Origin of the sequence: Eikenella longinqua, assembly GCF_001648355.1 — a bacterium.
In the GTDB taxonomy this organism is placed as follows: Bacteria; Pseudomonadota; Gammaproteobacteria; order Burkholderiales; family Neisseriaceae; genus Eikenella; species Eikenella longinqua.
Window position 1 is genome coordinate 61,458 of the sequence record NZ_LXSL01000012.1, and the last position, 22,506, is coordinate 83,963.

Below are 22,506 nucleotides of genomic sequence, written 5' to 3' on the forward strand. Positions count from 1 at the left end.
GCGCCAGCTTCAGCGAAGTTAAAACGAAGCTTCAACGCAGTTAAAACACAGCGCAGTAGAGTTTCTGCGAAGCTGAAATTTCAGGTAGCCTTTTTTAATATTAATACATGAAGGAAAGATACCGAAGACTAGGGGCTAATGGGAACAATGGCAATTGCATACAAAGAAAAATATTTCTGGATACACAATGCAACAGGCGAAGTCTTTGCTGCCATTCTGTTGGAGGAACTGAAAAACATCCCGATAAAATGGTGGCGTTACGAGCAGAAATTGAAGAATTGTTGCCTCATTGGGTTGTCGGTATCCTAGTTTCGCTGAAGGATTATTTACAGACTGAGGAGAATATTCCAATCTTCCTTCAGGCTATTCAGCGTTCGTTAGAACTTGCGCGGTTATCGTCGGATGAATTGTATATATCGGGTTTTTCAGTTGGCAAAGATGTATTTTTTGAAGAAATATCGGCATTTAAGCAACTGATTACCGAATACGATACATTTAATAAAAATGCAAAAATTTATGCGCCCCTCTCGCAAAAGTGGATTACGGCATAATGCTGATATATATAAGAAAGTGAAGACGGGTAGTGTAGGCAACGGGTTGCCTACACCATCATTCTAATTTTCAGGTAGCCTTTCCCCAAACAAAGGCTACCTGAAAACATAGCGCAGCCAAGTTTCTGCGAAGCTAAAAAATTTCTCCGCCACCCCGCAGCAGGCATGACCGCTACCCTCCCTTGCACTATAATCCCCCACTTTCCCGCCGCCCCCGCACCGCGGCCCCCCATCCCCGCAAACCACACGAAAGCTCCCCATGAAAAAACGAGTCCTTACCGGCGTTACCACCACCGGCATCCCCCACCTCGGCAACTACGTCGGCGCCATCCGCCCCGCCATTGCCGCCGCCGCCAACCCAGACGCCGAATCCTTCCTCTTCCTCGCCGACTACCACGGCATCATCAAATGCCACGACCCCGAAGTCATCCACGCCTCCACCCAAGCCGTGGCCGCCACCTGGCTCGCCTGCGGCCTCGACCCCGAGCGCACCACCTTCTACCGCCAAAGCGACATCCCCGAAGTGCCCGAGCTCAACTGGATACTCACCTGCATCACCGCCAAAGGCCTGATGAACCGCGCCCACGCCTACAAAGCCGCCGTGCAGGCCAACCTCGACGCCGGCCAAACCGACCAAGACCATGGCGTGGAAATGGGCCTCTACAGCTACCCCATCCTTATGAGCGCTGACATCCTCATGTTCAACGCCCACGAGGTGCCCGTGGGGCGCGACCAAATCCAACACGTGGAAATGACCCGCGACATCGCCCAGCGCTTCAACCACCGCTTCAAAGAACTGTTTGTGCTGCCCGAAGCCAAAGTAGACGACAACGTCGAACTCCTCGTCGGCCTCGACGGGCGCAAGATGAGCAAAAGCTACGGCAACACCATCCCCCTGTTTGAAAGCGAGAAAAAGCTGCAAAAAGCCGTGAACAAAATCATCACCAACCTCAAAGAGCCCGGCGAGCCCAAAAGCCCCGACGAAAGCCCCCTGTTCGACATCTACAAAGCCTTCGCCACCCCCGCCGAAACCGCCGAATTCACCCAAATGCTCGCCGACGGCCTGGCCTGGGGCGAAGCCAAAAAACTGCTCGGCGCCAAGCTCAACGCCGAGCTCGCCCCCAAACGCGAACGCTTCCACGAGCTCACAGCCCGCCCCGCGCAAATCGAAGACATCCTGCAAGCCGGCGCCGCCAAAGCCCGCAAACAGGCCCGCGAGCTGCTCGACCAAGTGCGCGACGCCGTGGGCATCCGCGCATTGCGCTAAGCCGCATAATTGTTTGGTGCAACACGCAAAAAGGCTACCTGAAATTTTAGCTTCGCAGAAACTCAGCCTTGGCTGCGCCAAGACATCGTTTTCAGGTAGCCTTTTGTTGCGGAAAGGGCAGGGCGTGCGGAATGCGCATACGGTTTGCCGTAATGGTTTCGGCAGCACGCCGCCACGCCACAGGGGCGGATTTCACATCCGCCCGCACCGCGAATATCGGCATGCCCACGCCGTTGGAAACAAGCGAAAAGGGCGGATATAAAATCCGCCCCTACGAAGGATTTGAAGTTTCAGGTAGCCTGTTGAAATAGGGGAATAGGCAAATTAATCTGGTAAATCATTGGATTGTTGGAAATGGGTATACAAATACCGCTTGTTGTATTCGTCCTGCCTGTCGAAAAAGTAGAGGAAATCGTTCAAGAAGCTGCTTAGCTCCAAATCGGGCAGGTATTTGTGCTTGGCGGCGGACAAGGCCTGCTGTATGGCAAATAATTCTGTAAATATTTCGCCGGCATCTTCAAAATCTGCCTGCTGCATGGATTGGATTAATTCTTTAATCTTGCTATGGCAATGAGTCAGCAATCTATCCAACCGTTGTTTTGCTGAATAGAATTCGGCAGATTGGGCAACTAAGTCTTGTAGGAAAACCATAGTATTAATGCCTTGCGGTAAATATTGGGCATGAATGTTTGAGCCGGGGTATACAAAGGCTACCTGAAAATGTGAGTTGATGTTTTCAGGTAGTCTTTTGTCGTTGCAACGGCGGCTTGGGCTTAGCCGAGGTATTTCAATTTGCCGCGGAAGTCTTCTAGGGTTTCGTAGCCTTTTTCGGCCATGATGGCTTGCAGCTCTTCGGTGATGCGGGCGAAGGCGGACACGCCTTCTTTGTGCAGGGTGGTGCCCACTTGCACCATGCTGGCGCCGCAGAGGATGTGTTCGAAGGCGTCGCGGCCGGTGAGCACGCCGCCGGTGCCGATGATTTGGATGGCGGGGTTGAGCCGCTGGTAGAAGGCGTGCACGTTGGCCAGCGCGGTGGGCTTGATGTATTCGCCGCCGATGCCGCCGAAGCCGTTTTTGGGGCGGATGGCCACGGTTTCGTCTTCCACATAGAGGCCGTTGCCGATGGAATTGACGCAGTTGACGAATTTGATGGGGAATTTGTTGAAGATGGCGGCGGCCTGGTCGAAGTGGACGATGTCGAAATAGGGGGGCAGCTTCACGCCCAGCGGCTTGCTGAAATAGGCAAATACTTCGCCGAGGAGTTTTTCCGTGGTTTCGAAATCGTAGGCGATTTGGGGCTTGCCGGGCACGTTGGGGCAGGAGAGGTTGAGCTCGGTGAGGCCGGTGAAGCCACTTTCCTGCACTTGGCGCAGGATGGTGTGGGTTTCATCGGGCGACATGCCGACGAGGGAGAGGAAGAAGGTGCGCTCGGGCTCGCGGTTTTGCAGGTCGAGCAGGTAGTTGAGGTAGTAGGCGAGGCCTTGGTTGGGCAGGCCCATGGAGTTGATGCTGCCCAGGGGCACGTCGCGGTAGCGGGGCTCGGGGTTGCCGGCGCGGGGCTCGAGGGTGGCGGTTTTGGTGACGAAGCTGCCGGCGGCGGAGTTTTTCACTTCTTCGAGCTCGGCAATGGTCATGCAGGCCACGCCGGCGGCGTTCATCAGGCAGTTGTTGAATTGGAAACCGGCGATTTGGGTTTGGGTGCTGGGCATGGTGTCTCCTTGGATTGGTGGCGGAACGCCCGGTATTGTACCCGAACGGCGGGGGCTTGGCTTGCGGCAGTGCAAGGGAAAGGCTACCTGAAAATCAGTTTTCAGGTAGCCTTGATTGTGGAAAGCATACGGATATTATTGCAGCTGCTGCCCGATCATGGCTTCGATTTCCATGCCGAACAGGGCTTGGATGTCGGTGTCGTCGAACACGTATTTTTCGCCGCAGAAGTCGCAGTCGATGGCGATGCTGCCTTGCTCGGCCACGATGCCGCCCACTTCCTGCCCGCCCAGGAGCAGGAGCATGTCGCTCACTTTGCCGCGCGAGCAGGTGCAGGCGAATTCGAGGGCTTCGGGCTCGAACACGCGCGGCGGGGTTTCGTGGAAGAGGCGGTAGAGCAGGTGCTGGGCGTCTAGGCTGAGCAGCTCTTGGGCGGTGAGGGTGTCGGCGAGGGTGGTGTAGTGTGCCCAGGCGTCGGCGTCGATTTGTTTTTCAGGTAGCCTTTGCAGCAGCAGCCCGCCCACGGCGTGCTCGGAGGCGGCGAGGGTGATGTGGGTGTCGAGCTGTTCGGAGCGGCGCATGTAGGCGGTGAGCATGGCGGCGATGCTGCTGCCTTCGAGGGGCACGATGCCTTGCCAGGGCTCGCCTTCGTTGGGCTGGAGGGTGATGCCGAAAATGGCGTTTTCGCCGAGCAGCTCGGTGAGGCTGCGGCCGTCGTCGAGCCGGGCTTGTTCGTTCCAGCGGGCGGTGGCGCGGCAGCTGTGGTTGGAGTCGGTTTCGGCCACCAGCATTTTGAGGTCGCCCTGGCCTTGGATTTGCAAGATGAGTTTGCCAGGCAGCTTGAGGTTGCTGGAGAGCAGGGCGCCGGCGGCCAGCAGCTCGCCCAGTGCGCTTTGGATAACGGCGGGGTAGTGTTTGCGCTGCACGATGTGTTGCCATACGTGTTGCAGGTGCACGTGCAGGCCGCGCACGGGCTGGTCGTCGAAAATAAAGCGGGTGCGCAGGTCGGCGGCGGGATGGGTGGTCATGGGTTTTCCTTATCGTTATGAATTGAGCTTGGGCTGCAATATGGCTGCGGGTGGCGGAATATCAAGTTTCAGGTAGCCTGAAATCGGTTAGAATACGCGCCGATACTGGATTGAACAGGAGATACGCATGACCATCATCGTTACCGGCGCCGCCGGCTTCATCGGCAGCAACATTGTGCACGCGCTCAACCGGCGCGGCATCAGCGACATCATCGCGGTGGACAACCTCAGCCGCGCCGACAAATTCCGCAACCTCGTACATGCCGACATCGCCCATTATCTCGACAAACACGAATTCATCCGCCAAGTGCGCGCCCACCAAATCAACGGCGACGACATCGAAGCCATCTTCCACCAGGGCGCCTGCTCCGACACCATGTGCCACGACGGCGTGTATATGATGGACAACAACTACCAATACACGCTCGACCTGCTCGACTGGTGCCAAGACGAACGCATCCGCCTCATCCACGCCTCCTCCGCCGCCGTATATGGCAAAGGCCAAACCTTCCGCGAACAGCGCGAGCTCGAAGCCCCGCTCAATGTGTACGGCTATTCCAAATTCCTGTTCGACCAAGTATTGCGCCGCCGCATGGCGCAGGGGCTGCACAGCCAAGTGGTCGCCCTGCGCTATTTCAACGTGTATGGCCGGCAGGAGCAGCACAAAGGCCGCATGGCCTCCGTGGCCTTCCACCATTTCCACGAATACCGCGAGCACGGCCGCGTTACCCTTTTCGGCAGCTACGACGGCTACCCCGCCGGCGCGCAAAGCCGCGACTTCATCAGCGTGGAAGACGTGGCCAAAGTGAACCTTTTCTTCTACGACCACCCCGACATCTCCGGCATCTTCAATTGCGGCACCGGCCGCAGCCAAACCTTCAACGAGCTCGCCGCCGCCACCGTTAACGCCTGCCGCGCCCGCGAAGGCAAGCCCGAGCTGCCGCTGGAAGAATTGGTGGCGCAAGGGCTGATTGTGTATAGCGACTTCCCCGAGGCGCTCAAAGGCAAATACCAAAGCTTCACCCAGGCCGACATCGGCGCCCTGCGCGAAGCCGGCTACGCCGAAGATTTCGACGACGTGGCCGCCGGCGTGCGCCGCTATGTGGATTGGCTGGCCGAGCAGGATTAAGGTGCGGCACAGGCAAAAATTTTCAGGTAGCCTTCCCGATGCGGAGGCTACCTGAAAATTTTGGGCGGATGTTTTTCAGGTAGCCTTTTCGCAAGCAAAGGCTACCTGAAAGCGCCAACCGCAATTCCAAGCCAGCAATCCTTGATTTATCTGCTGGTTTGCCGCCCTTGTTAAGTATATCATCAAACTCGCCATTATCGGCCAAAACTCACTACCGAAAGGAGAAAGCAATGATTCGTGCCGCCACTTTGCAGGATTTGGATGCCTTAACCGAGCTGTTTGCCGCCTATCTGGTGTTTTACCAAGTGGAATCGCAGCCCGAAAAAGCCCGCGCCTTCCTCCGGCAGCGGCTGGAAAACGGCGATTCGCGGCTCTACCTGTGCGAAGAAAGCGGGCAGGCGGTGGGCTTTATGCAGCTCTACCCGCTGTTTGATTCGCTGGCGCTCAAGCCCTTGTGGATGCTGAACGATTTGTTTGTGCGCCCCGAATGCCGCAACCACGGCTGCGGCGCCAAGCTGATTGCCGAAGCCAAACGCCTGGCGCAGGATACTGGCGCCGCCGGCGTGATTCTGGACACCGCCAAAACCAACGCCCCGGGCAACGCGTTCTATCCGAAAACCGGCTTCCACCGGATTGAGGATTTCAACTTCTACCGGCTGGATGTGTAAACACGCCGGATTATAGGTTTTCAGGTAGCCTCTAAGCGCTCAGAGGCTACCTGAAAATTTTTCGGCGCAGGATTTTAGGCCGCCTTGGGTTGGATTGGCGGGTTTCGGCAAATTTAATCCACTATAAAACGCTTGCAGGATAAGGTTCTGCAAGCGTTTTGCTGTTGGCGGAGACAGGGTGGCTACCTGAAAGCGTGAGCTTCAACGGGGTTGAAACACCGGCTGCAAGGCGGCTCAAGCGGCGGCTAGAGTTTGTGGCACAAATCGCCGAGGGCGAAGCCTTGCCAGTCGGGGTCGATGCGGCGGCCGAAGGCGATGGCTTTAAACAGCTCGCCCATTTCCTGCGGGGCGAGCAGGGTTTGGCAGGCGGCGGCGGCGCGGATGTAGGCTTCGCTTTCGGGGCTGCCCTGCGCGGCCAGGCGTTCGGTGAGGCCGAGGTTGAGCAGGAAGGCGGCTTGGGTGGCGTAGCCGATGAGGTCGAGCCCGGCCTGCACGGCGGCTTCGGTGAGGGCGGTGAAGTTCACATGGCAGGTGAGGTCGGTGAGGCCGACGCGCTCGAAGGGGTTGTGCACGGTGTGGTGGCGGTAGTGGCCGATGAGAGTGCCGCCGCTGCGCTGGGGGTGGTAATACTGGGCAGCGTCGAAACCGTAGTCGATAAAGAGCAGGGCGCCGCGCGCGAGCCGCTGGGCGAGGGTGCGCACGAAGGCTTGCTGGCGCAGGTGCAGCTCGCTGGTGTAGCCGTCGATGTCGGGCAGGAGGGCTTGGGCTTCGGCGGCAAGCTCGGCGGGCAGGGGGGTACTCTGCCATTGGAATTGCCCGGCTTCGTTTAGGCTCACGCCCATCAGCCGCCATTGCCCGTGTTCGCGGCGCACGATGTCGCAGGGCATGGCGTCGAGCACTTCGTTGCCGATCACGATGCCGTCGAGCTCGGCGGGCAGCTCGGCCAGCCAGCTGATTTTGTGCAGATATTGCGGTACGGTGGCGGCGAGGTGGCGGCGTTGGCGCTCGGCCAAATCGGGGGAGACTTCGATGATGTGGTAGTGCTTGAGGCTACCTGAAAGTTCGCTAATCAGCTGGGCGGCGAGCTCGCCGGTGCCGGCGCCGAATTCATACACGTTGCCGGCGGTTTGCGGCAGCAGGGGCAAAAGCTGCGTGGCGAGGGTTTGCCCAAACAGGGGGGTGAGCGCGGGGGCGGTGATGAAGTCGCCGCCGGCGCCGATTTTGTGCGCGCCGCCGGTGTAGTAGCCGTATTGCGGCTGGTAGAGGGCGAGCTGCATGAAGTCGGCAAAGGGCAGGAAGCCGCCGCGCTCGCGGATGTGTTGTTGTATCAAGCCACACAGGGCGCGGGAGGAGGCGCTTTCTTCGGCGGAAGGCTCGGGCAGGGCAGGGCGGTTCATAGAGCAATTACATGAAAAATCGGAAAACATTCGGGATTATAAAGGTTTGCTGCCGTGAGGCGAAATAACGGGCGGCAATAAAATCGGCAGCGGGGCGGGCGGGGCAAACTATTTTATGTAAAAACAGTTTGTTAATCCTGCATTTTTGCCGCATTGGCAATTGACCGTGGGGGCGGCTTTGCGTATAGTGTCGTTTCGTGGGGAATTGTGGGGCAAAGTGCCTTTACAATTCCGGAAATCAACCGAAGGTGGGGCAAAGTGTTTGGCGGCGTACATGAATTGAGCATTGACAGCAAGGGGCGCTTGGCGATTCCGGCCAAGTTCCGCGATCTGCTTGCGTGCCACTACACGCCGTCTTTGGTGGTAACCGTGGAGGCGCGCACGCATTTGGTGATGTATCCGGAGGCGGAGTGGCAGAAAACGGCGGAAAACTTGCAGGCGATGAATGTGTCGGGCAATCCGGCGGCCAGAATGTTCCGCGATTTGATGCTGAACCACGCCGAAACGCTGGATTTGGATGCTTCCGGCCGCATCCTGCTGCCGCCGAGCCTGCGCCGCCGCGTGCAGTTTGATAAGGAAGTAACGCTGGTGGGCCGCGCTGACCGCTTGGAATTGTGGAACCGCGAGCAGTGGGAAGCCAATATGAATGCGGTGCTGGATATGGATCCGGACGAATTGGCCGCGCAGCTGGATAAGGCCGGGTTCCGCTTATGAGCCAGCAGGAATGGGGGCACGTAACCGTGCTGCTGCACGAGGCGGTGGACGCCTTGGCGGTGAAACCGAACGGCATTTATGTGGACGGCACTTTCGGCCGGGGCGGGCATTCCCGCCTGATTTTGTCGAAGCTGGGCGAACACGGCCGGCTGGTGGTGTTCGATAAAGACCCGCAGGCGGTGGCCGTGGCGCGGCAGCTGGCGGAAACCGACAAGCGCGTGCACGTAGTGCACGGGGGCTTTGCCGGTTTTCAGGTAGCCTTACAAGAGCTGGGCATCGAAGCGGTGGACGGCGCGCTGTTTGATTTGGGCGTGTCTTCGCCGCAAATCGACAACGCCGAACGCGGCTTCAGCTTCCGCCACGATGCGCCGCTGGATATGCGCATGGACACTACACGCGGCCAAACCGCCGCGCAGTGGCTGGCCGAAGCCGACGAAAAAGAGATTCGCGAGGTAATCAGAGATTATGGTGAAGAGCGGTTTAACAGCCAGATTGCGCGTGCGATTGTGCAGCAGCGGCAGGAGCGCCCCATCGCTACAACCGGCCAGCTGGCGCAGCTCGTGGCGCAAGTCGTCCGTACTCGTGAGCGCGGGCAAGACCCGGCGACTCGGACGTTTCAGGCCGTGCGGATCTTCATCAACCGTGAGCTTGAAGAAATAGCCGCCGTGCTGCCGCAGGCTTCAGGCTACCTGAAAACCGGCGGGCGCTTGGCGGTGATTGCCTTCCATTCGCTGGAAGACAGGATTGTGAAACAGTTTATCCGCCGCCACAGCCGGCCGGCGCCGCTGCCCAAGTGGGTGATGGTGCGCGAGAGCGAGCGGCAGATGCCGCCCCTGGCGGAAATCGGCAAGCCGCAAAAGGCTTCGGCGGCGGAAGTGGCCGCCAATCCGCGCGCACGCTCTGCCGTGTTGCGCGTGGCCGAACGGACGGCGGGAGAGTTTGCCGATGAATAAGCTGAATATTTTGCTGTTTGTGCTGGTGTTGTTGTCGGCGCTGGCGGTAGTGTCGGTGCAAGATAGCTCGCGCGAATCGTTTATCGCGCTGGAAAAAGAAAACCAGCGGCAGGCGGATTTGGAAGAAGAATACCGCCGCCTGCAATGGCAGCAGGCCAAATTGGCCAACCACGACTTTATCAAGGATGTGGCGCAGAAGCAGCAGTTGCAGGCGCCCACCATGCAGAATACCAAAATCGTCCGCTTAAGCTATTGATGCGGGTGAGCTAAATAAAATAATGAGTTGAATTGTCGGCAGCAGGCGGCAGCAGAGAGTATGGACAGACCATGTTAATCAAAAGCGACTACAAACCGCAGATGCGGCAGAAGCCGGCCAAGCAGAAGAAACCGGTGAGCACCAACGGCCGGATTGCCTTTGTGCTGCTGGTGTTTGCTTTGGCTTTCGGCACAGCGGTGGCTTGGAGCGTGCATTTGCACACGGTGGAACAGGACAGGCTGCAGGAAGAAGGCAACAAGCGCTTCGTGCGCACGCTGGTGCAGCCGGCCAACCGCGGCACCATCACCGACCGCAACGGCGCCGTACTGGCCTTGAGCGCGCCCACCGATTCGCTGTATGCCGTGCCCTCCGCCATGGAGAAAATGCCCAGCCAGGAGCAGCTGGAGCAGCTTTCCGCGCTGATCGACGTGCCGGTGGAAACCATTGCCGACCGTCTGGCGCGCACCAACAGCGATTTTGTGTTCCTCAAGCGCCAGATGACGGCAGAGACCGCCGCCAAAGTGCGCGAGCTGAAGATTGATGGCCTGGCCTTCCAAACCGAATCCAAGCGCCAATATCCGATGAGCAACCTGTTTTCGCACGTGATCGGCTTCACCAATATCGACGGCAAAGGCCAGGAAGGCTTGGAGCTGTCTCGTGAAGACGACCTGCGCGGCCAAGACGGCGCGCGCGTGGTGCTGCGCGACAACAAGGGCAATTATGTGGATTCGCTGGATTCGCCGCGCAACCGCGATGCAGTGGACGGGCGCAATATGGTGCTGTCGCTCGATCAACGCATCCAGTCGCTGGCGCATGAGAAGCTGGCGCAGGCCATTGCCTACCATCAGGCCAAAGCCGGCACCGCCGTGGTGCTGGATGCACAAACCGGCGAGATTCTGGCGCTGGTGAACCTGCCCGACTACGACCCGAACCAGCCCGGCGAGGCCGACAGCGCCCTGCGCCGCAACCGCGCGGTAACCGATATGCTGGAGCCCGGCTCGGCCATGAAGCCCTTCCCGATTGCCAAAGCCTTGGATTCGGGCAAAGTAAACGAAAACATGGTGTTCAACACCAACACCTACAATATCGGCGCGGCCACCGTGCGCGATACGCACAATTACCCCTCGCTCACCCTGCGCGGCATCATGCAGAAATCGTCCAACGTGGGCGTGAGCAAGCTCTCGGCCATGTTTAAGCCGGAAGAAATGCACGATTTCTACCAATCCGTGGGCTTCGGCCGCCGCATGCATTCCGGCTTCCCCGGCGAATCGCCCGGCTTGGTGCGCGATTGGCGCAACTGGCGCCCGATCGAGCAGGCCACCATGTCGTTCGGCTACGGCTTGCAGGTGAGCCTGCTGCAACTGGCGCACGGCTACACCATCTTCACCAGCGACGGCAAACTCCTGCCGGTGAGTTTCCTGCGCCAGAGCACCGCGCCGCAGGGCGAGCAGGTGATCAAGCCGGAAACTGCGCGCGCCATCCGCCGCATGATGGTGGCCGTAACCGAGCCCGGTGGCACCGGCACGCACGGCGCCGTGCCCGGCTTCGACGTGGGTGCCAAAACCGGCACTGCCCGCAAACTGGTGGACGGCCGCTACGCCGACAACAAACACATGGCCACCTTCATCGGCTTCGCCCCCGCCGAGCATCCGCGCGTGATTGTGGCGGTGAACATCGACGAGCCCACGCAAAACGGCTACTACGGCGGCATCGTGGCCGGGCCGGTGTTTAAAGACATCATGGCCGGCTCGCTCAACATCCTGGGCGTAACGCCCACCAAACCCGTGCAGCGCGTGGCTGCCAAATAAATCGGTGCTGGAGCCGACCATGTATTGCTTGAAGGACAAACAGTTTCCCCTGCCCGACAACTGCACTCTGCCGCCCGCTGTGGCGGCGGGGTGCATTTTGCGTATGGACAGCCGCCTGGTGCGCCCCGGCGATATTTTTGTGGCCTGCCAGGGCGAATATGCCGACGGGCGCAACTACATCCCCGCCGCCATCGCCAATGGCGCGGTGATGGTGTTTTGGGACAGCAGCGACGGCTTCTCTTGGCAGCCCGAATGGCAGGTGGCCAACTGCGGCGTGCCGCATTTGAAGCAGAATGCCGGCCTGCTTGCCGCCAAACTGTATGGCAATTTTTCAGGTAGCCTCTCCTGCTGGGGCGTAACCGGCACCAATGGCAAAACCTCGATTACGCAATGGCTGGCCCAAGCCGCCGGCCTGTTCGGCACGCCATGCGCCATCATCGGCACCGTGGGCAACGGCTTCTGGGGGCAGCTTGAAGCCACCACCCACACCACGCCCGACCCCGTGCGCGTGCAAACCCTGCTGCACCAGTTCAAGCAGCAAGGCGCCGCCGCCGTGGCGATGGAAGTGTCCAGCCACGGGCTCGACCAAAACCGCGTGGTCGGCACGCCTTTCTCCAGCGCCATCTTCACCAACCTCACCCGCGACCACCTCGACTACCACGGCAGCATGGCCGCCTACGGCGCGAGCAAAGCCAAACTGTTCTACTGGCAAAGCCTCAAACACGCCGTCATCAACACCGACGACCCCTTCGGCCGCGAACTGGCCGCCCAACTGCGCGCCGAGCGCCCCGAATTGCAAGTGTACGGCTACGGCTTCAACGCAGAAGCCTCCGTCCGCATCACCCGTTTTGCCGCCTCCGCCCAAGGCATGCAGGTGGCCTTCGATACGCCGTGGGGCAGCGGCGAAGTGCACAGCCGGCTGCTCGGCCGTTTCAACGCGCAAAACCTCGCCGCCTGCGTGGGCCTGCTGTGCGCCGAGGGCTACGCGCTGGTCGACGTGCTGCGCGTGCTCGCCCGAATCCAGCCCGCCACCGGCCGCATGGACTGCATCAGCCATCCCGGCCGCCCGCTGGTGGTGGTGGATTACGCCCACACGCCCGACGCGCTGGAAAAAGCGCTCGCCACCCTGCAAGAAATCAAGCCGCAGGGCGCGAGCCTGTGGTGCGTGTTCGGCTGCGGCGGCAACCGCGACCGCGGCAAACGCCCGCTGATGGGCGCCGCCGCCGTGCAGGGCGCCGATAAGGTAGTGGTAACCAGCGACAACCCGCGCATGGAAGAGCCGCAAGACATCATCGCCGACATCCTGCCCGCCGTGCCGCAGCCCGCTCTGGTGGAAGCCGACCGCTGCGCCGCCATCGAAACCGCCATCCGCCGCGCCGCGCCGCACGACATCATCCTGATTGCCGGCAAAGGCCACGAAACCTATCAGGACGTGCAGGGCGAGAAGCACCACTTTTCCGATTTCGAAATCGCCGAAGCCGCATTGGCCGAGCTTGCTTAAACAACAAAGGCTACCTGAAAAAACGGCACATCAGATTTTCAGGTAGCCTGCTGATTGAGCAGGCCGGCCTTGCCGCTCCCATCCTTCATTTTCAGGTAGCCTCATGGCGATTATGGCTACCTGAAAGCGTGGAAACTTTTTCAGGTAGCCTGCCCGTTTCGGCCTGCCCCACCGCATATTTTTAATGGAACTTCCCATGCCCACACTCGACTTAGCCTTCGTTTGCCGCGCCCTAAACCTGCCCGCGCCGCAGCGCAACCTCCTCATCCGCCGCGTGATCACCGACAGCCGCCAAGCCGCCGCTGCCGACGAGCGCGGCGCCGATTTGTTCGTGGCCCTGATCGGCGAGAAACACGATGCCCACGATTTCGTGCCCGCCGTGCTGGAGCAGGGCGCCTTGGCGCTGGTATCGCGCGCCGACTGCGCCGCACTTTCGGGCAGCCTGCAAGTGGCCGACACCTTGGCCGGGCTGCAAACGCTGGCGGCGGCCTGGCGCGAAGCGGTGAACCCGCTGGTGCTCGGCATCACCGGCTCTTCCGGCAAAACCACGGTGAAGGAAATGCTGGCCGCCATCCTGCGCCGCCAATTTGGCGAAGCGGCCGTGCTGGCCACCGCCGGCAATTTCAACAACCACATCGGCCTGCCGCTCACGCTGCTCTCGTTGCGCCCGCAGCACCGCTACGCCGTGATCGAAATGGGCATGAGCCACTTCGGCGAGCTCGACGCGCTCACCCGCCTCGCCCGCCCCGATGCCGCGCTGGTAAACAACGCCCTGCGCGCGCACATCGGCTGCGGCTTCGACGGCGTGGGCGACATTGCCCGCGCCAAAAGCGAAATCTACCGTGGGCTACCTGAAAACGGCACGGCGCTGGTTCCGGCGGAAGACGAATACGCTGAAGTGTTCCGCGCCGCCTGCCGCGCGCTGAATGTGCGGCAGATCGAGTTTGGTGTGGAGAAGGGCGAGATTTACGCTGAAAACGTGCAGCTGCTGCCCTTGGGCTGCCGATTCGATTTGGTGTGGCACAACGAACGTGCGGCGGTGGCGCTGCCCGTGCCGGGCAAACACAATGTGGCCAACGCCGTGGCCGCTGCCGCCTTGGCTTTGCAGGCGGGCGTGGGGCTACCTGAAATTGCTGCCGCGCTGGCCGATTTTGCCAACATCAAAGGCCGTTTGCAGCGCAAAGCCGGCCTGCGCGGCGCCACGCTCATCGACGACACCTACAACGCCAACCCCGACAGCATGAAGGCCGCGCTGGATGTGCTGGCCGAGCTGCCTGCGCCGCGCGTATTCGTGATGGGCGACATGGGCGAGCTGGGCGACGACGAAGCGCCGGCCATGCACGCCGAAATCGGCCGCTACGCGCGGGATAAGGGCATCGAGGCCGCCTATTTTGTGGGCGATTTCAGCGTGGAGGCTGCGGAAGCCTTCGGCGCGGCGGGCTTGTGGTTTGCCGCCAAAGACCCGCTGATCCAGGTGCTCGCGTACGATTTGCCGGAGCGCGCTTCGGTGCTGGTGAAAGGCTCGCGCTTTATGGCGATGGAAGAGGTGGTGCAGGCCTTGCAGGACGGGTCGGCGTGAGCGCGGCGGCTGGTTTATAATGCTGCCTTTTGGCAGTTTGTGCTGTTTGCCGCAGCGTGTGCACAATAATTTTCAGGTAGCCTCAGCTTGCAGGCAGCCTGTTTCAAAACGATTTTGAGGAAGTTTTATGTTTTTATGGTTGGCCAAGCTCAGCAATTGGATTTCGGCGCTGAATGTTTTCCAATACACCACTTTCCGCGCGGTGATGGCGGCGCTCACGGCGCTGCTGTTCAGCCTGATGCTGGGGCCGTGGACCATCCGCAAGCTCACCGAGCTGAAGGCGGGGCAGGCCATCCGCAGCGACGGCCCGCAAACCCACTTGGCCAAGGCGGGCACGCCCACCATGGGCGGGGTGCTGATTTTGGTGTCGATTACGGTGTCTACGCTGTTGTGGAGCAATGTGTCGCACCCGTATATCTGGATTCTGCTGGGCGTGCTGCTGGGCACGGGCGCGCTGGGCTTCTACGACGACTGGCGCAAGGTGGTGTATAAAGACCCGCACGGCGTGTCGGCCAAGTTTAAGATGGTGTGGCAGAGTAGCGTGGCGCTGGCGGCGGGCCTGCTGCTGTTTTATGTGGCGAGCAATGCGGCCAACAATATTTTGATTGTGCCTTTCTTCAAGCAGGTGGCGCTGCCTTTGGGCGTGGTGGGCTTTGTGGTGCTGTCGTATTTCACCATTGTGGGCACCTCCAATGCGGTCAACCTCACCGACGGCTTAGACGGGCTGGCGGCCTTTCCGGTGGTGCTGGTGGCCGGCGGGATGGCGATTTTCGCTTATGCCACGGGGCACTGGCAGTTTGCGCGCTATTTGCAGCTGCCTTTCGTGCCGGGGGCGAACGAGGTGATGGTGTTTTGCGCGGCGATGTGCGGTGCGTGTTTGGGCTTTTTGTGGTTCAACGCGGCGCCGGCGCAGGTGTTTATGGGCGACGTGGGCGCGCTGGCGCTGGGCGCGGCGCTGGGCACGGTGGCGGTGATTGTGCGGCAGGAGTTTGTGTTGGTGATTATGGGCGGGCTGTTTGTGGTGGAAGCGTTGAGCGTGATGCTGCAAGTGGGCTGGTATAAGAAGACGAAAAAGCGCATCTTCCTGATGGCGCCCATCCACCATCATTTCGAGCAGAAGGGCTGGAAGGAAACGCAGGTGGTGGTGCGCTTTTGGATCATCACCATCGTGCTGGTGCTGGTGGGCTTGAGCACGCTGAAAATCCGCTAAACGGTTTTCAGGTAGCCTCAACAGGCTAAGAGGCTACCTGAAAACAGACATTGCAAGCTTCTGCGAAGCTGAAATAGATTGAACTGAATAGAGAGGTTTTGTTATGGGCTTGCTGCACCTGCTTATTTTGCTGACCTTTGCCAAGATGCAGGATTTTTCCGAAAACTCTCGCGCCTGGCAGTGGGCGCTGGCCTTTGCCGGCATCACTTTCCTGTTTGGCCTGACAGACGGCAATATGGCGGCGGCGCTGATTGCCGCGGCGTTTTGGGGCTTGTATTCCTGGGGCTATTTGGCCCTGCTGCGGCGGGTAACCGACAGTTTGATTTTGTGGCTGATGGTGTGCATCGGCGGGATTTTGTTGTCGTGGCTGCTGCTGATGAAGCTGTTGCTTGGCATGAGCGGGCAATAAAGGCTACCTGAAAACGAAGTTTCCGCAGGAAGCGGAGTTTCTGCAAAGCTAAAAATAGGCTTTGGCAAAACCAAACCTAATGAAGAGAGAAAACCGCCGCCCGCAGGCAAGCTGCGCGGCATGGAGAACAAAATGAAAAGCGAATGGCAAAACCAAAAAATCCTCGTGGCCGGCATGGGCGGCAGCGGCATTTCCATGCTCGACTTCCTACGCCGCAAAGGCGCGCAGGTGGCCGCCTATGATGCCGACTTCCCCGCCGACAAACAGGCCGAGCTGCAACAACGCTTCCCCGGCCTCGCCTGCCACACAGGCTACCTGAAAAACGCCCTGGCCGAAGGCTTCGGCATCCTTGCCCTCAGCCCCGGCATCAGCGAGCGCACGCCTGAGATCGAAGCCTTCAAGCAGGCCGGAGGCCGCGTGCTGGGTGACGTGGAAATCCTCGCCCACGAGCTTTCCGGCAGGCGCGACAAAATCATCGCCATCACCGGCAGCAACGGCAAAACCACCGTTACCAGCCTGGTCGGCCACCTGTGCCGAGAATGCGGGCTCGATACCGTGGTGGCCGGCAACATCGGCACGCCCGTGCTCGAAGCTTATGAAGACAGGCAGGAGCAAAGCGCCGACGTGTGGGTGCTCGAGCTCTCCAGCTTCCAGCTGGAGAACACCGACCACTTAAACGCCGCCGCCGCCGCCGTGCTCAACATCTCCGAAGACCACCTCAACCGCTACGACGACCTGCTCGACTACGCCCACGCCAAAGATAAAATCTTCCGCGGCAGCGGCGTGCAAGTGCTCAACGCCGACGACCCATTGTGCCGCGCCATGAAGCGCAGCGGGCGCGAAGTGCGCCGTTTTTCGCTGCAACAGCAGGCCGATTATTGGTTTGACGCCGCCTCGGGCTACCTGAAACACGGCGCCGAAACGCTGATTGCCGCCGCCGACATCCCGCTGCAAGGCCTGCACAACGCCGCCAACGTATTGGCTGCGCTCGCCCTGTGCGAAGCCGTCGGCCTGCCGCGCGCCGAACTGCTGCGCCACGTGCGCACTTTCAAAGGCCTGCCACACCGCGTGGAAAAAATCGGCGAGAAAAACGGCGTGGTGTTTATCGATGACAGCAAGGGCACCAACGTGGGCGCCACCGAAGCCGCCATCGCCGGCCTGCAAAGCCCACTCTTCCTGATTGCCGGCGGGCAGGGCAAAGGGCAGGACTTCACCCCACTGAAAAACGTGCTGCCCGGCAAAGCCCGCGCCGTGCTGCTCATCGGTGTGGACGCGCCGCAAATCCGCCGCGACCTCGCCGGCTGCGGCGTGGAAATGATCGATTGCGCCAGCTTACAGGAAGCCGTGCAAACCGCCTACCGCCAAGCCGAGCCCGGCGACATCGTATTGCTCAGCCCCGCCTGTGCCAGCTTCGATATGTTTAAAGGCTATGCGCACCGCTCGCAGGTGTTTATCGAGGCGTTTGAGGCGCTGTAGGCGGGTGGTTGAATTTCAGGTAGCCTTTCAAATTTTGAGGCTACCTGAAAACCGCTGCTTGGTTTGAGCTTCGCTGAAGCTGGTGTTTTCAGGTAGCCTCCTCCGCAGCCGCAATGGCTACCTGAAAAAGTTTTCCCATTGATTTTTGAAGTAACCCGAAACACCCGAATGATTACCGAATCCAAACTCCTCGACCGCAAAATCCTTCGCCACGGCCACACTGTCGATCAATCGCTGCTGTGGCTGGTGGTGCTGATGCTGGGCTTCAGCCTGGTGATGGTGTATTCCGCCTCGGTGGCGTATGCCGGGCAGGCCAACGGCAGCAAATGGTTTTTCCTGATCCGCCAGGCTTCGTATATCGGCGGCGGCGGCCTGCTGGCCTGGGCGGCGTTTCAGATACCGATGCGGGTGTGGCAGAAATATTCGATGGCGCTGCTCTTGGGCAGCTTGATCCTGCTGATGGTGGTGCTGGTGGTGGGGCGCGAAATCAACGGCGCGCGCCGCTGGATTCATGTGGGGCCGATCAATTTGCAGCCCACGGAGTTTTTCAAGCTGGCGGTAATCCTTTATCTTTCGGGCTTTTTTATGCGTCGCTCGGAAGTGTTGCAGCATTTGAGAAAGGTGTGCTGGGTGGCGCTGCCGGTGGGCGGCGGGCTGGGGCTGATTATGTTGCAGCCGGATTTCGGCTCGTTTGTGGTGGTGTCTGTTATCAGCATCGGGCTGCTGTTTTTGGTGGGGCTGCCGTTTCGCTGGTTTATCGTGGTGGTGCTGGCGGGCTTGAGCGGCATGGGCGCGCTGGTGCTGATTTCGCCCTACCGCATGGCGCGCGTAACCGCCTTCCTCGACCCCTGGGCCGACCCGCTGGGCAGCGGCTACCAGCTTACCCACGCGCTGATGGCCATCGGCCGTGGCGGCTGGACGGGCGTGGGCTTGGGCGCGGGTTTGGAAAAACGCTTCTACCTGCCCGAGGCGCACACCGATTTCATCACCGCGGTAATCGGCGAGGAATTCGGCTTCCTCGGCATGATGGCGCTCACCGCCTGCTATTTGTGGCTGGTGTGGCGCGCGTTTTCCATCGGCAAGATGGCACGCGATTTGGAGCTGTTTTTCGGCGCCTTCGTGGCCAGCGGCGTGGGCATTTGGCTGGGCATCCAGAGCTTTTTCAACATCGGCGTGAACATCGGCCTCTTGCCCACCAAGGGGCTCACCCTGCCGCTGATTTCCTTCGGCGGTTCGGCTTTGTGGGCCATGCTGATCGCGCTGGCGCTGCTGCTGCGCGTGGATTATGAAAACCGCCGCAAAATGCGCGGGTTTAATGTGTAAAGGACGGAATATGGGCGGCAAAACATTTTTGCTGATGGCCGGCGGCACCGGGGGGCATATCTTTCCGGCGCTGGCGGTGGCCGCCGCGCTGAAGGAGCGCGGGCAGAACGTGCTGTGGCTGGGCAGCGAGGGCGCGATGGAAACGCGCATCGTGCCGCAGCACGGCATTGAAATCGAAACGCTGGCCATCAAAGGCGTGCGCGGCAACGGCCTCAAGCGCAAGCTCGCGCTGCCGTTCACGCTGTGGCGTACCGTTTGCGCGGCCAAACGGATTATCCGGCAGCACCATGTCGATGGCGTGATCGGCTTCGGCGGTTTCGTCACCGTGCCCGGCGGCATTGCGGCCAAGCTCTGCGGCGTGCCGATTGTGATTCACGAGCAAAACGCGGTGGCCGGCCTTTCCAACCGCATTTTGGCCAAGCTGGCCAGCCGCGTGCTGTATGCCTTCCCCAGAGCCTTTGCCGGGGAAGACGGGCTGGTGGGCAATCCGGTGCGCGCCGATATTGCCGCCTTGCCCGCGCCCGAAGAGCGCTTTGCCGAGCGCGAAGGCAGCCTCAAGCTGCTGGTTACCGGCGGCAGCCTGGGCGCAGATATCCTAAACCGCCTCTTGCCCGAAGCGCTGGCGCTGCTGCCCGAAGAGCAGCGCCCGCAGGTGTGCCACCAGAGCGGGCGCGGCAAGCTGGAAGGTTTGCAGCAGCGTTATACCGAAGCGGGCGTGCAGGCCGAATGCAGCGAGTTTATCGACGATATGGCGGCGGCCTACGGCGCGGCGGACTTGGTGGTGTGCCGCTCCGGCGCGCTTACCATCGCCGAGCTGGCGGCGGCGGGCGTGGGCGCGCTGCTGGTGCCCTATCCCTACGCAGTGGACGACCACCAAACCGCCAATGCGCGCTTCGTGGCCGCCGGCGGGGCGGGGTTGCTGCTGCCGCAGGGCGAGCTCACGGCGCAGAAGCTGGCCTCCACCCTGGCCGGCCTGAACCGCGACACCTGCCGCCAATGGGCGGAGCATGCACGGCAGATGGCCAAGCCCGACAGCGCGGCCAAAGTGGCGGAAGCAGCGCTGGCGGCCGTGGGCTGATTGCCGGATGAGGCTACCTGAAAAATAGAAGCAGTGTTGGATTTTTCAGGTAGCCAGAACGGCAGGGAAATGCAATCATGTTTAATTGGCTGAAAAGCAAAAGCCGCCGCGAAACCGAGCGGTTGAATGCGCTGCTGGCAGAAGTGTTCGCGCAGCTTGGCGAGTAGCGGCTGCGGCAGGCAGTGGCAAATGGGGCGGTGGAGCGGTTTTCGCGCGGCGTGGGCAACCGATTTGACGTGTTCTTTTCACCCTGTGCAGCAGAATATGAAGCGCTGTTACCGAAACGGAATGCGGTGTTTCGCGGGATTGAGGTGTGCAATGCCGACGGTCAGCAAACGCGGCTGGAGCTTGTGGTAATCGACAATCTGCCGGCGGGCATTGCGTTTGATCATGCAGGATTTGATTTCACGCAGCCCCTGTCGGCGGATGTCGGCTCGATTACCCGAGCGGCTTCGGCGGAAGAGCAGACTGGCCTGCGCCGCTTGGAGACACTAGGTTTTGCTGGCAGCGTGCCGGCGGTGCTGGATGAAGTGGAAATCGCGGGGCTAGGCTATCTGCGGTTGCGGGAAATTGCCGATGGTGATTTTATCGGCTTAGGCGCGGACGATGTACTGTATTGGTGTCGGCATGAGGGCGAGGTGTTGGCCTTGCCGCCGGGCTTGGTGGCCGAGCTGCGGGAGAAGCTGTTTACTGCTTCGCGCGGGGAAGTGGCGGCGCTGCTGGAGAAGCTGCCTTAGCTTAGTAAAAACTCGCTCGCCCGTTTTAATTGCGCTGCAGCCCATGCTTTCAACTAGCCTGAAAGATGCAATAGTAGGCTACCTGAAAATCGGCGTAGAAGTTTTCAGGTAGCCTCTTCAGCCGTGTGTTAATTTGTGGAAAACATGGCATGATTGGGCGGCGGCATTTACAATAACGCTTTTTTACACACCGGCTGCCGCGCGGCGGCCGCAAGAATAGTTGGCAGATTATGAAAGAACGTGTCAAACGCATCCATTTCGTCGGCATCGGCGGCGCCGGTATGTGCGGCCTGGCCGAGGTGCTGTATAAAGAATTCGACGTGTCCGGCTCCGACCAGGCGCAAAGCCCGGTAACGCGCCAGCTCGCCGATATGGGCATTAAAGTGTTCAACGGCCATGCGGCGGAAAACATCGAAGGCGTGGACGTGGTGGTTACTTCCACCGCTATCAAGCCAGACAACCCCGAAGTGCTGGCGGCGCGCGCGGCCAAGATTCCGGTGATTCCGCGCGCCATGATGCTGGCCGAGATTATGCGTTTCGGCCAAGGCATTGCCATCGCCGGCACGCACGGCAAAACCACCACCACCAGCCTCACCGCCTCCATCCTCACCGCCGCCGGCCTTGATCCCACCTTCGTGATTGGCGGGCGCCTGATGGCGGCCGGCACCAACGCCAAGCTCGGCGGCGGCAAATATATCGTGGCCGAAGCCGACGAATCCGACGCCTCCTTCCTCTACCTCACGCCCGTGATCACCGTGGTGACCAATATCGACACCGACCACATGGACACCTACGGCCACAGCGTGGACAAGCTGCATCAGGCCTTTGTGGAGTTTGTGCACCGTATGCCGTTCTACGGCAAGGCGTTTTTGTGTATCGAGAGCGAGCATGTGCGTGCCATCCTGCCGCGTATCCAAAAGCCCTTCGCCACCTACGGCTTCAACCCCGAAGCGGATATTTATGCCGACAATGTGCGCAACGAAGGCGCGCAGATGTGCTTCACCGTGCACCTGAAAAACCGCGATATCGCGCCGTTTGACGTGCGCCTGAACGCGCCGGGGCGGCACAATGTGCTCAACGCGCTGGCCGCCATCGGCGTGGCGCTGGAGTGCGGCGCCGATGTGGAAGCCATCCAACGCGGGCTGGCCGGCTTCGGCGGCGTGGGTCGGCGTTTCCAGAGCTATGGCGAAATCAAGCTGCCCCAGGGTGGCAGCGCCTTGGTGATCGACGACTACGGCCACCACCCCGCCGAAATGGCCGCCACCCTGGCCGCCGCGCGCGGCGCCTATCCCGAACGCCGCCTGGTGCTGGCCTTCCAGCCCCACCGCTACACCCGCACCCGCGATTTGTTTGAAGACTTTGTGCGCGTGCTGAACACCGCCGACGCCTTGGTGCTCACCGATGTGTATGCCGCCGGCGAAGATCCGATTGTGGCCGCCGACAGCCGTGCGCTCATCCGCACCCTGCGCGTGGCCGGGCGGCTGGAGCCGATTTACTGCGCCGATGTGGCCGATATGCCGAGTACCCTGCTCACCCTGCTGCAAGACGGCGACCTGCTGTTGAACATGGGCGCTGGCAGCATCAACAAGGTGCCGCAGGCTTTGCGCGATTTGGCGGGCGCGGCGTAGTTTTAGCTTCGCAGAAGCTGGCGCTTTCAGGTAGCCTGATTGTGGATAGTTCAGGCTGTGCTGAACAATTTTCAGGTAGCCTTTGCA

Annotated in this window: 22 protein-coding genes; 17 read left to right on the plus strand and 5 right to left on the minus strand. The window is 60.5% G+C overall.

All coding sequences use genetic code 11. The features are described 5' to 3' along the window. Positions 1-107: 107 nt before the first annotated feature. The gene (locus A7P95_RS02350; RefSeq protein ID WP_156503470.1) at positions 108-551 is read left to right on the plus strand and encodes a hypothetical protein; all 444 of its coding nucleotides are present in this window, start codon (positions 108-110) and stop codon (positions 549-551) included. Positions 552-810: 259 nt separating this feature from the next. After that, positions 811-1,818, plus strand: a complete 1,008-nt coding sequence (trpS, locus tag A7P95_RS02355) for a tryptophan--tRNA ligase (RefSeq protein WP_067590565.1) — start codon at positions 811-813, stop codon at positions 1,816-1,818. Positions 1,819-1,909: 91 nt separating this feature from the next. On the opposite strand, the gene A7P95_RS12305 is transcribed toward trpS, so the two are convergent. From A7P95_RS12305 to hslO, 4 genes are all read right to left on the minus strand, one after another. Further along, on the minus strand, positions 1,910-2,041 hold the full coding sequence (locus A7P95_RS12305) for a hypothetical protein (RefSeq protein ID WP_281179399.1): 132 nt from the start codon (positions 2,039-2,041) through the stop codon (positions 1,910-1,912). Positions 2,042-2,142: 101 nt separating this feature from the next. Then, complete coding sequence (locus tag A7P95_RS02360) at positions 2,143-2,469, minus strand: hypothetical protein (protein WP_156503471.1); 327 nt, start codon at positions 2,467-2,469, stop codon at positions 2,143-2,145. A 122-nt stretch (positions 2,470-2,591) separates the two neighbouring features. Next, a complete protein-coding gene (locus A7P95_RS02365) occupies positions 2,592-3,527 on the minus strand; it encodes a dihydroorotate oxidase (protein ID WP_067590576.1) in 936 nt (311 codons plus the stop codon). 135 nt (positions 3,528-3,662) lie between these two features. After that, a complete protein-coding gene (gene hslO, locus A7P95_RS02370) occupies positions 3,663-4,553 on the minus strand; it encodes an Hsp33 family molecular chaperone HslO (protein ID WP_067590578.1) in 891 nt (296 codons plus the stop codon). Between the two features lie 127 nt (positions 4,554-4,680). Between hslO and rfaD the strand changes: the two genes are divergently transcribed. Together rfaD and A7P95_RS02380 are read left to right on the plus strand one after the other, a co-directional pair. Beyond that, positions 4,681-5,682, plus strand: a complete 1,002-nt coding sequence (rfaD, locus tag A7P95_RS02375) for an ADP-glyceromanno-heptose 6-epimerase (protein WP_067590580.1) — start codon at positions 4,681-4,683, stop codon at positions 5,680-5,682. 230 nt (positions 5,683-5,912) lie between these two features. After that, positions 5,913-6,350: a GNAT family N-acetyltransferase gene (locus A7P95_RS02380; protein WP_067590583.1), complete on the plus strand. Its 438-nt coding sequence runs from the start codon at positions 5,913-5,915 to the stop codon at positions 6,348-6,350. A 245-nt stretch (positions 6,351-6,595) separates the two neighbouring features. On the opposite strand, the gene A7P95_RS02385 is transcribed toward A7P95_RS02380, so the two are convergent. After that, positions 6,596-7,747 carry a class I SAM-dependent methyltransferase gene (locus A7P95_RS02385; RefSeq protein WP_082890690.1) on the minus strand — a complete coding sequence of 384 codons (1,152 nt, stop codon included), beginning with the start codon at positions 7,745-7,747 and terminating at the stop codon, positions 6,596-6,598. Between the two features lie 258 nt (positions 7,748-8,005). Between A7P95_RS02385 and mraZ the strand changes: the two genes are divergently transcribed. From mraZ to murC, 13 genes are all read left to right on the plus strand, one after another. Next, the gene (mraZ, locus tag A7P95_RS02390; RefSeq protein ID WP_067590587.1) at positions 8,006-8,461 is read left to right on the plus strand and encodes a division/cell wall cluster transcriptional repressor MraZ; all 456 of its coding nucleotides are present in this window, start codon (positions 8,006-8,008) and stop codon (positions 8,459-8,461) included. Beyond that, positions 8,458-9,414, plus strand: coding sequence for a 16S rRNA (cytosine(1402)-N(4))-methyltransferase RsmH (gene rsmH, locus A7P95_RS02395; protein WP_067590590.1), 957 nt, complete (start codon positions 8,458-8,460; stop codon positions 9,412-9,414). Before mraZ ends, rsmH begins: the two co-directional genes overlap by 4 nt. Then, entirely contained in the window at positions 9,407-9,670 is a 264-nt protein-coding gene (gene ftsL / locus A7P95_RS02400; protein ID WP_067590594.1) for a cell division protein FtsL, read from the plus strand. The genes rsmH and ftsL overlap by 8 nt, the downstream gene beginning before the upstream one ends. A 71-nt stretch (positions 9,671-9,741) precedes the next feature. Then, positions 9,742-11,478 (plus strand): peptidoglycan D,D-transpeptidase FtsI family protein, encoded by a 1,737-nt coding sequence (locus A7P95_RS02405; protein WP_067590602.1) that lies wholly within the window; start codon positions 9,742-9,744, stop codon positions 11,476-11,478. Between the two features lie 19 nt (positions 11,479-11,497). After that, positions 11,498-12,979: a UDP-N-acetylmuramoyl-L-alanyl-D-glutamate--2,6-diaminopimelate ligase gene (locus A7P95_RS02410; protein ID WP_067590605.1), complete on the plus strand. Its 1,482-nt coding sequence runs from the start codon at positions 11,498-11,500 to the stop codon at positions 12,977-12,979. 196 nt (positions 12,980-13,175) lie between these two features. Next, complete coding sequence (locus A7P95_RS02415; RefSeq protein ID WP_067590608.1) at positions 13,176-14,558, plus strand: UDP-N-acetylmuramoyl-tripeptide--D-alanyl-D-alanine ligase; 1,383 nt, start codon at positions 13,176-13,178, stop codon at positions 14,556-14,558. Between the two features lie 127 nt (positions 14,559-14,685). After that, on the plus strand, positions 14,686-15,768 hold the full coding sequence (gene mraY, locus A7P95_RS02420) for a phospho-N-acetylmuramoyl-pentapeptide-transferase (RefSeq protein WP_067590612.1): 1,083 nt from the start codon (positions 14,686-14,688) through the stop codon (positions 15,766-15,768). 103 nt (positions 15,769-15,871) lie between these two features. Then, entirely contained in the window at positions 15,872-16,177 is a 306-nt protein-coding gene (locus A7P95_RS02425) for a hypothetical protein (RefSeq protein ID WP_082890691.1), read from the plus strand. Between the two features lie 132 nt (positions 16,178-16,309). Further along, positions 16,310-17,653, plus strand: coding sequence for a UDP-N-acetylmuramoyl-L-alanine--D-glutamate ligase (gene murD / locus A7P95_RS02430; RefSeq protein ID WP_067590730.1), 1,344 nt, complete (start codon positions 16,310-16,312; stop codon positions 17,651-17,653). A gap of 168 nt (positions 17,654-17,821) precedes the next feature. Continuing rightward, positions 17,822-18,976: a putative lipid II flippase FtsW gene (ftsW, locus tag A7P95_RS02435; RefSeq protein ID WP_067590615.1), complete on the plus strand. Its 1,155-nt coding sequence runs from the start codon at positions 17,822-17,824 to the stop codon at positions 18,974-18,976. Between the two features lie 10 nt (positions 18,977-18,986). After that, positions 18,987-20,054 (plus strand): undecaprenyldiphospho-muramoylpentapeptide beta-N-acetylglucosaminyltransferase, encoded by a 1,068-nt coding sequence (murG, locus tag A7P95_RS02440; protein WP_067590618.1) that lies wholly within the window; start codon positions 18,987-18,989, stop codon positions 20,052-20,054. 236 nt (positions 20,055-20,290) lie between these two features. Then, positions 20,291-20,791, plus strand: coding sequence for a hypothetical protein (locus tag A7P95_RS02445; RefSeq protein WP_156503472.1), 501 nt, complete (start codon positions 20,291-20,293; stop codon positions 20,789-20,791). Between the two features lie 227 nt (positions 20,792-21,018). Further along, complete coding sequence (murC, locus tag A7P95_RS02450) at positions 21,019-22,419, plus strand: UDP-N-acetylmuramate--L-alanine ligase (RefSeq protein WP_067590624.1); 1,401 nt, start codon at positions 21,019-21,021, stop codon at positions 22,417-22,419. Positions 22,420-22,506 lie beyond the last annotated feature (87 nt).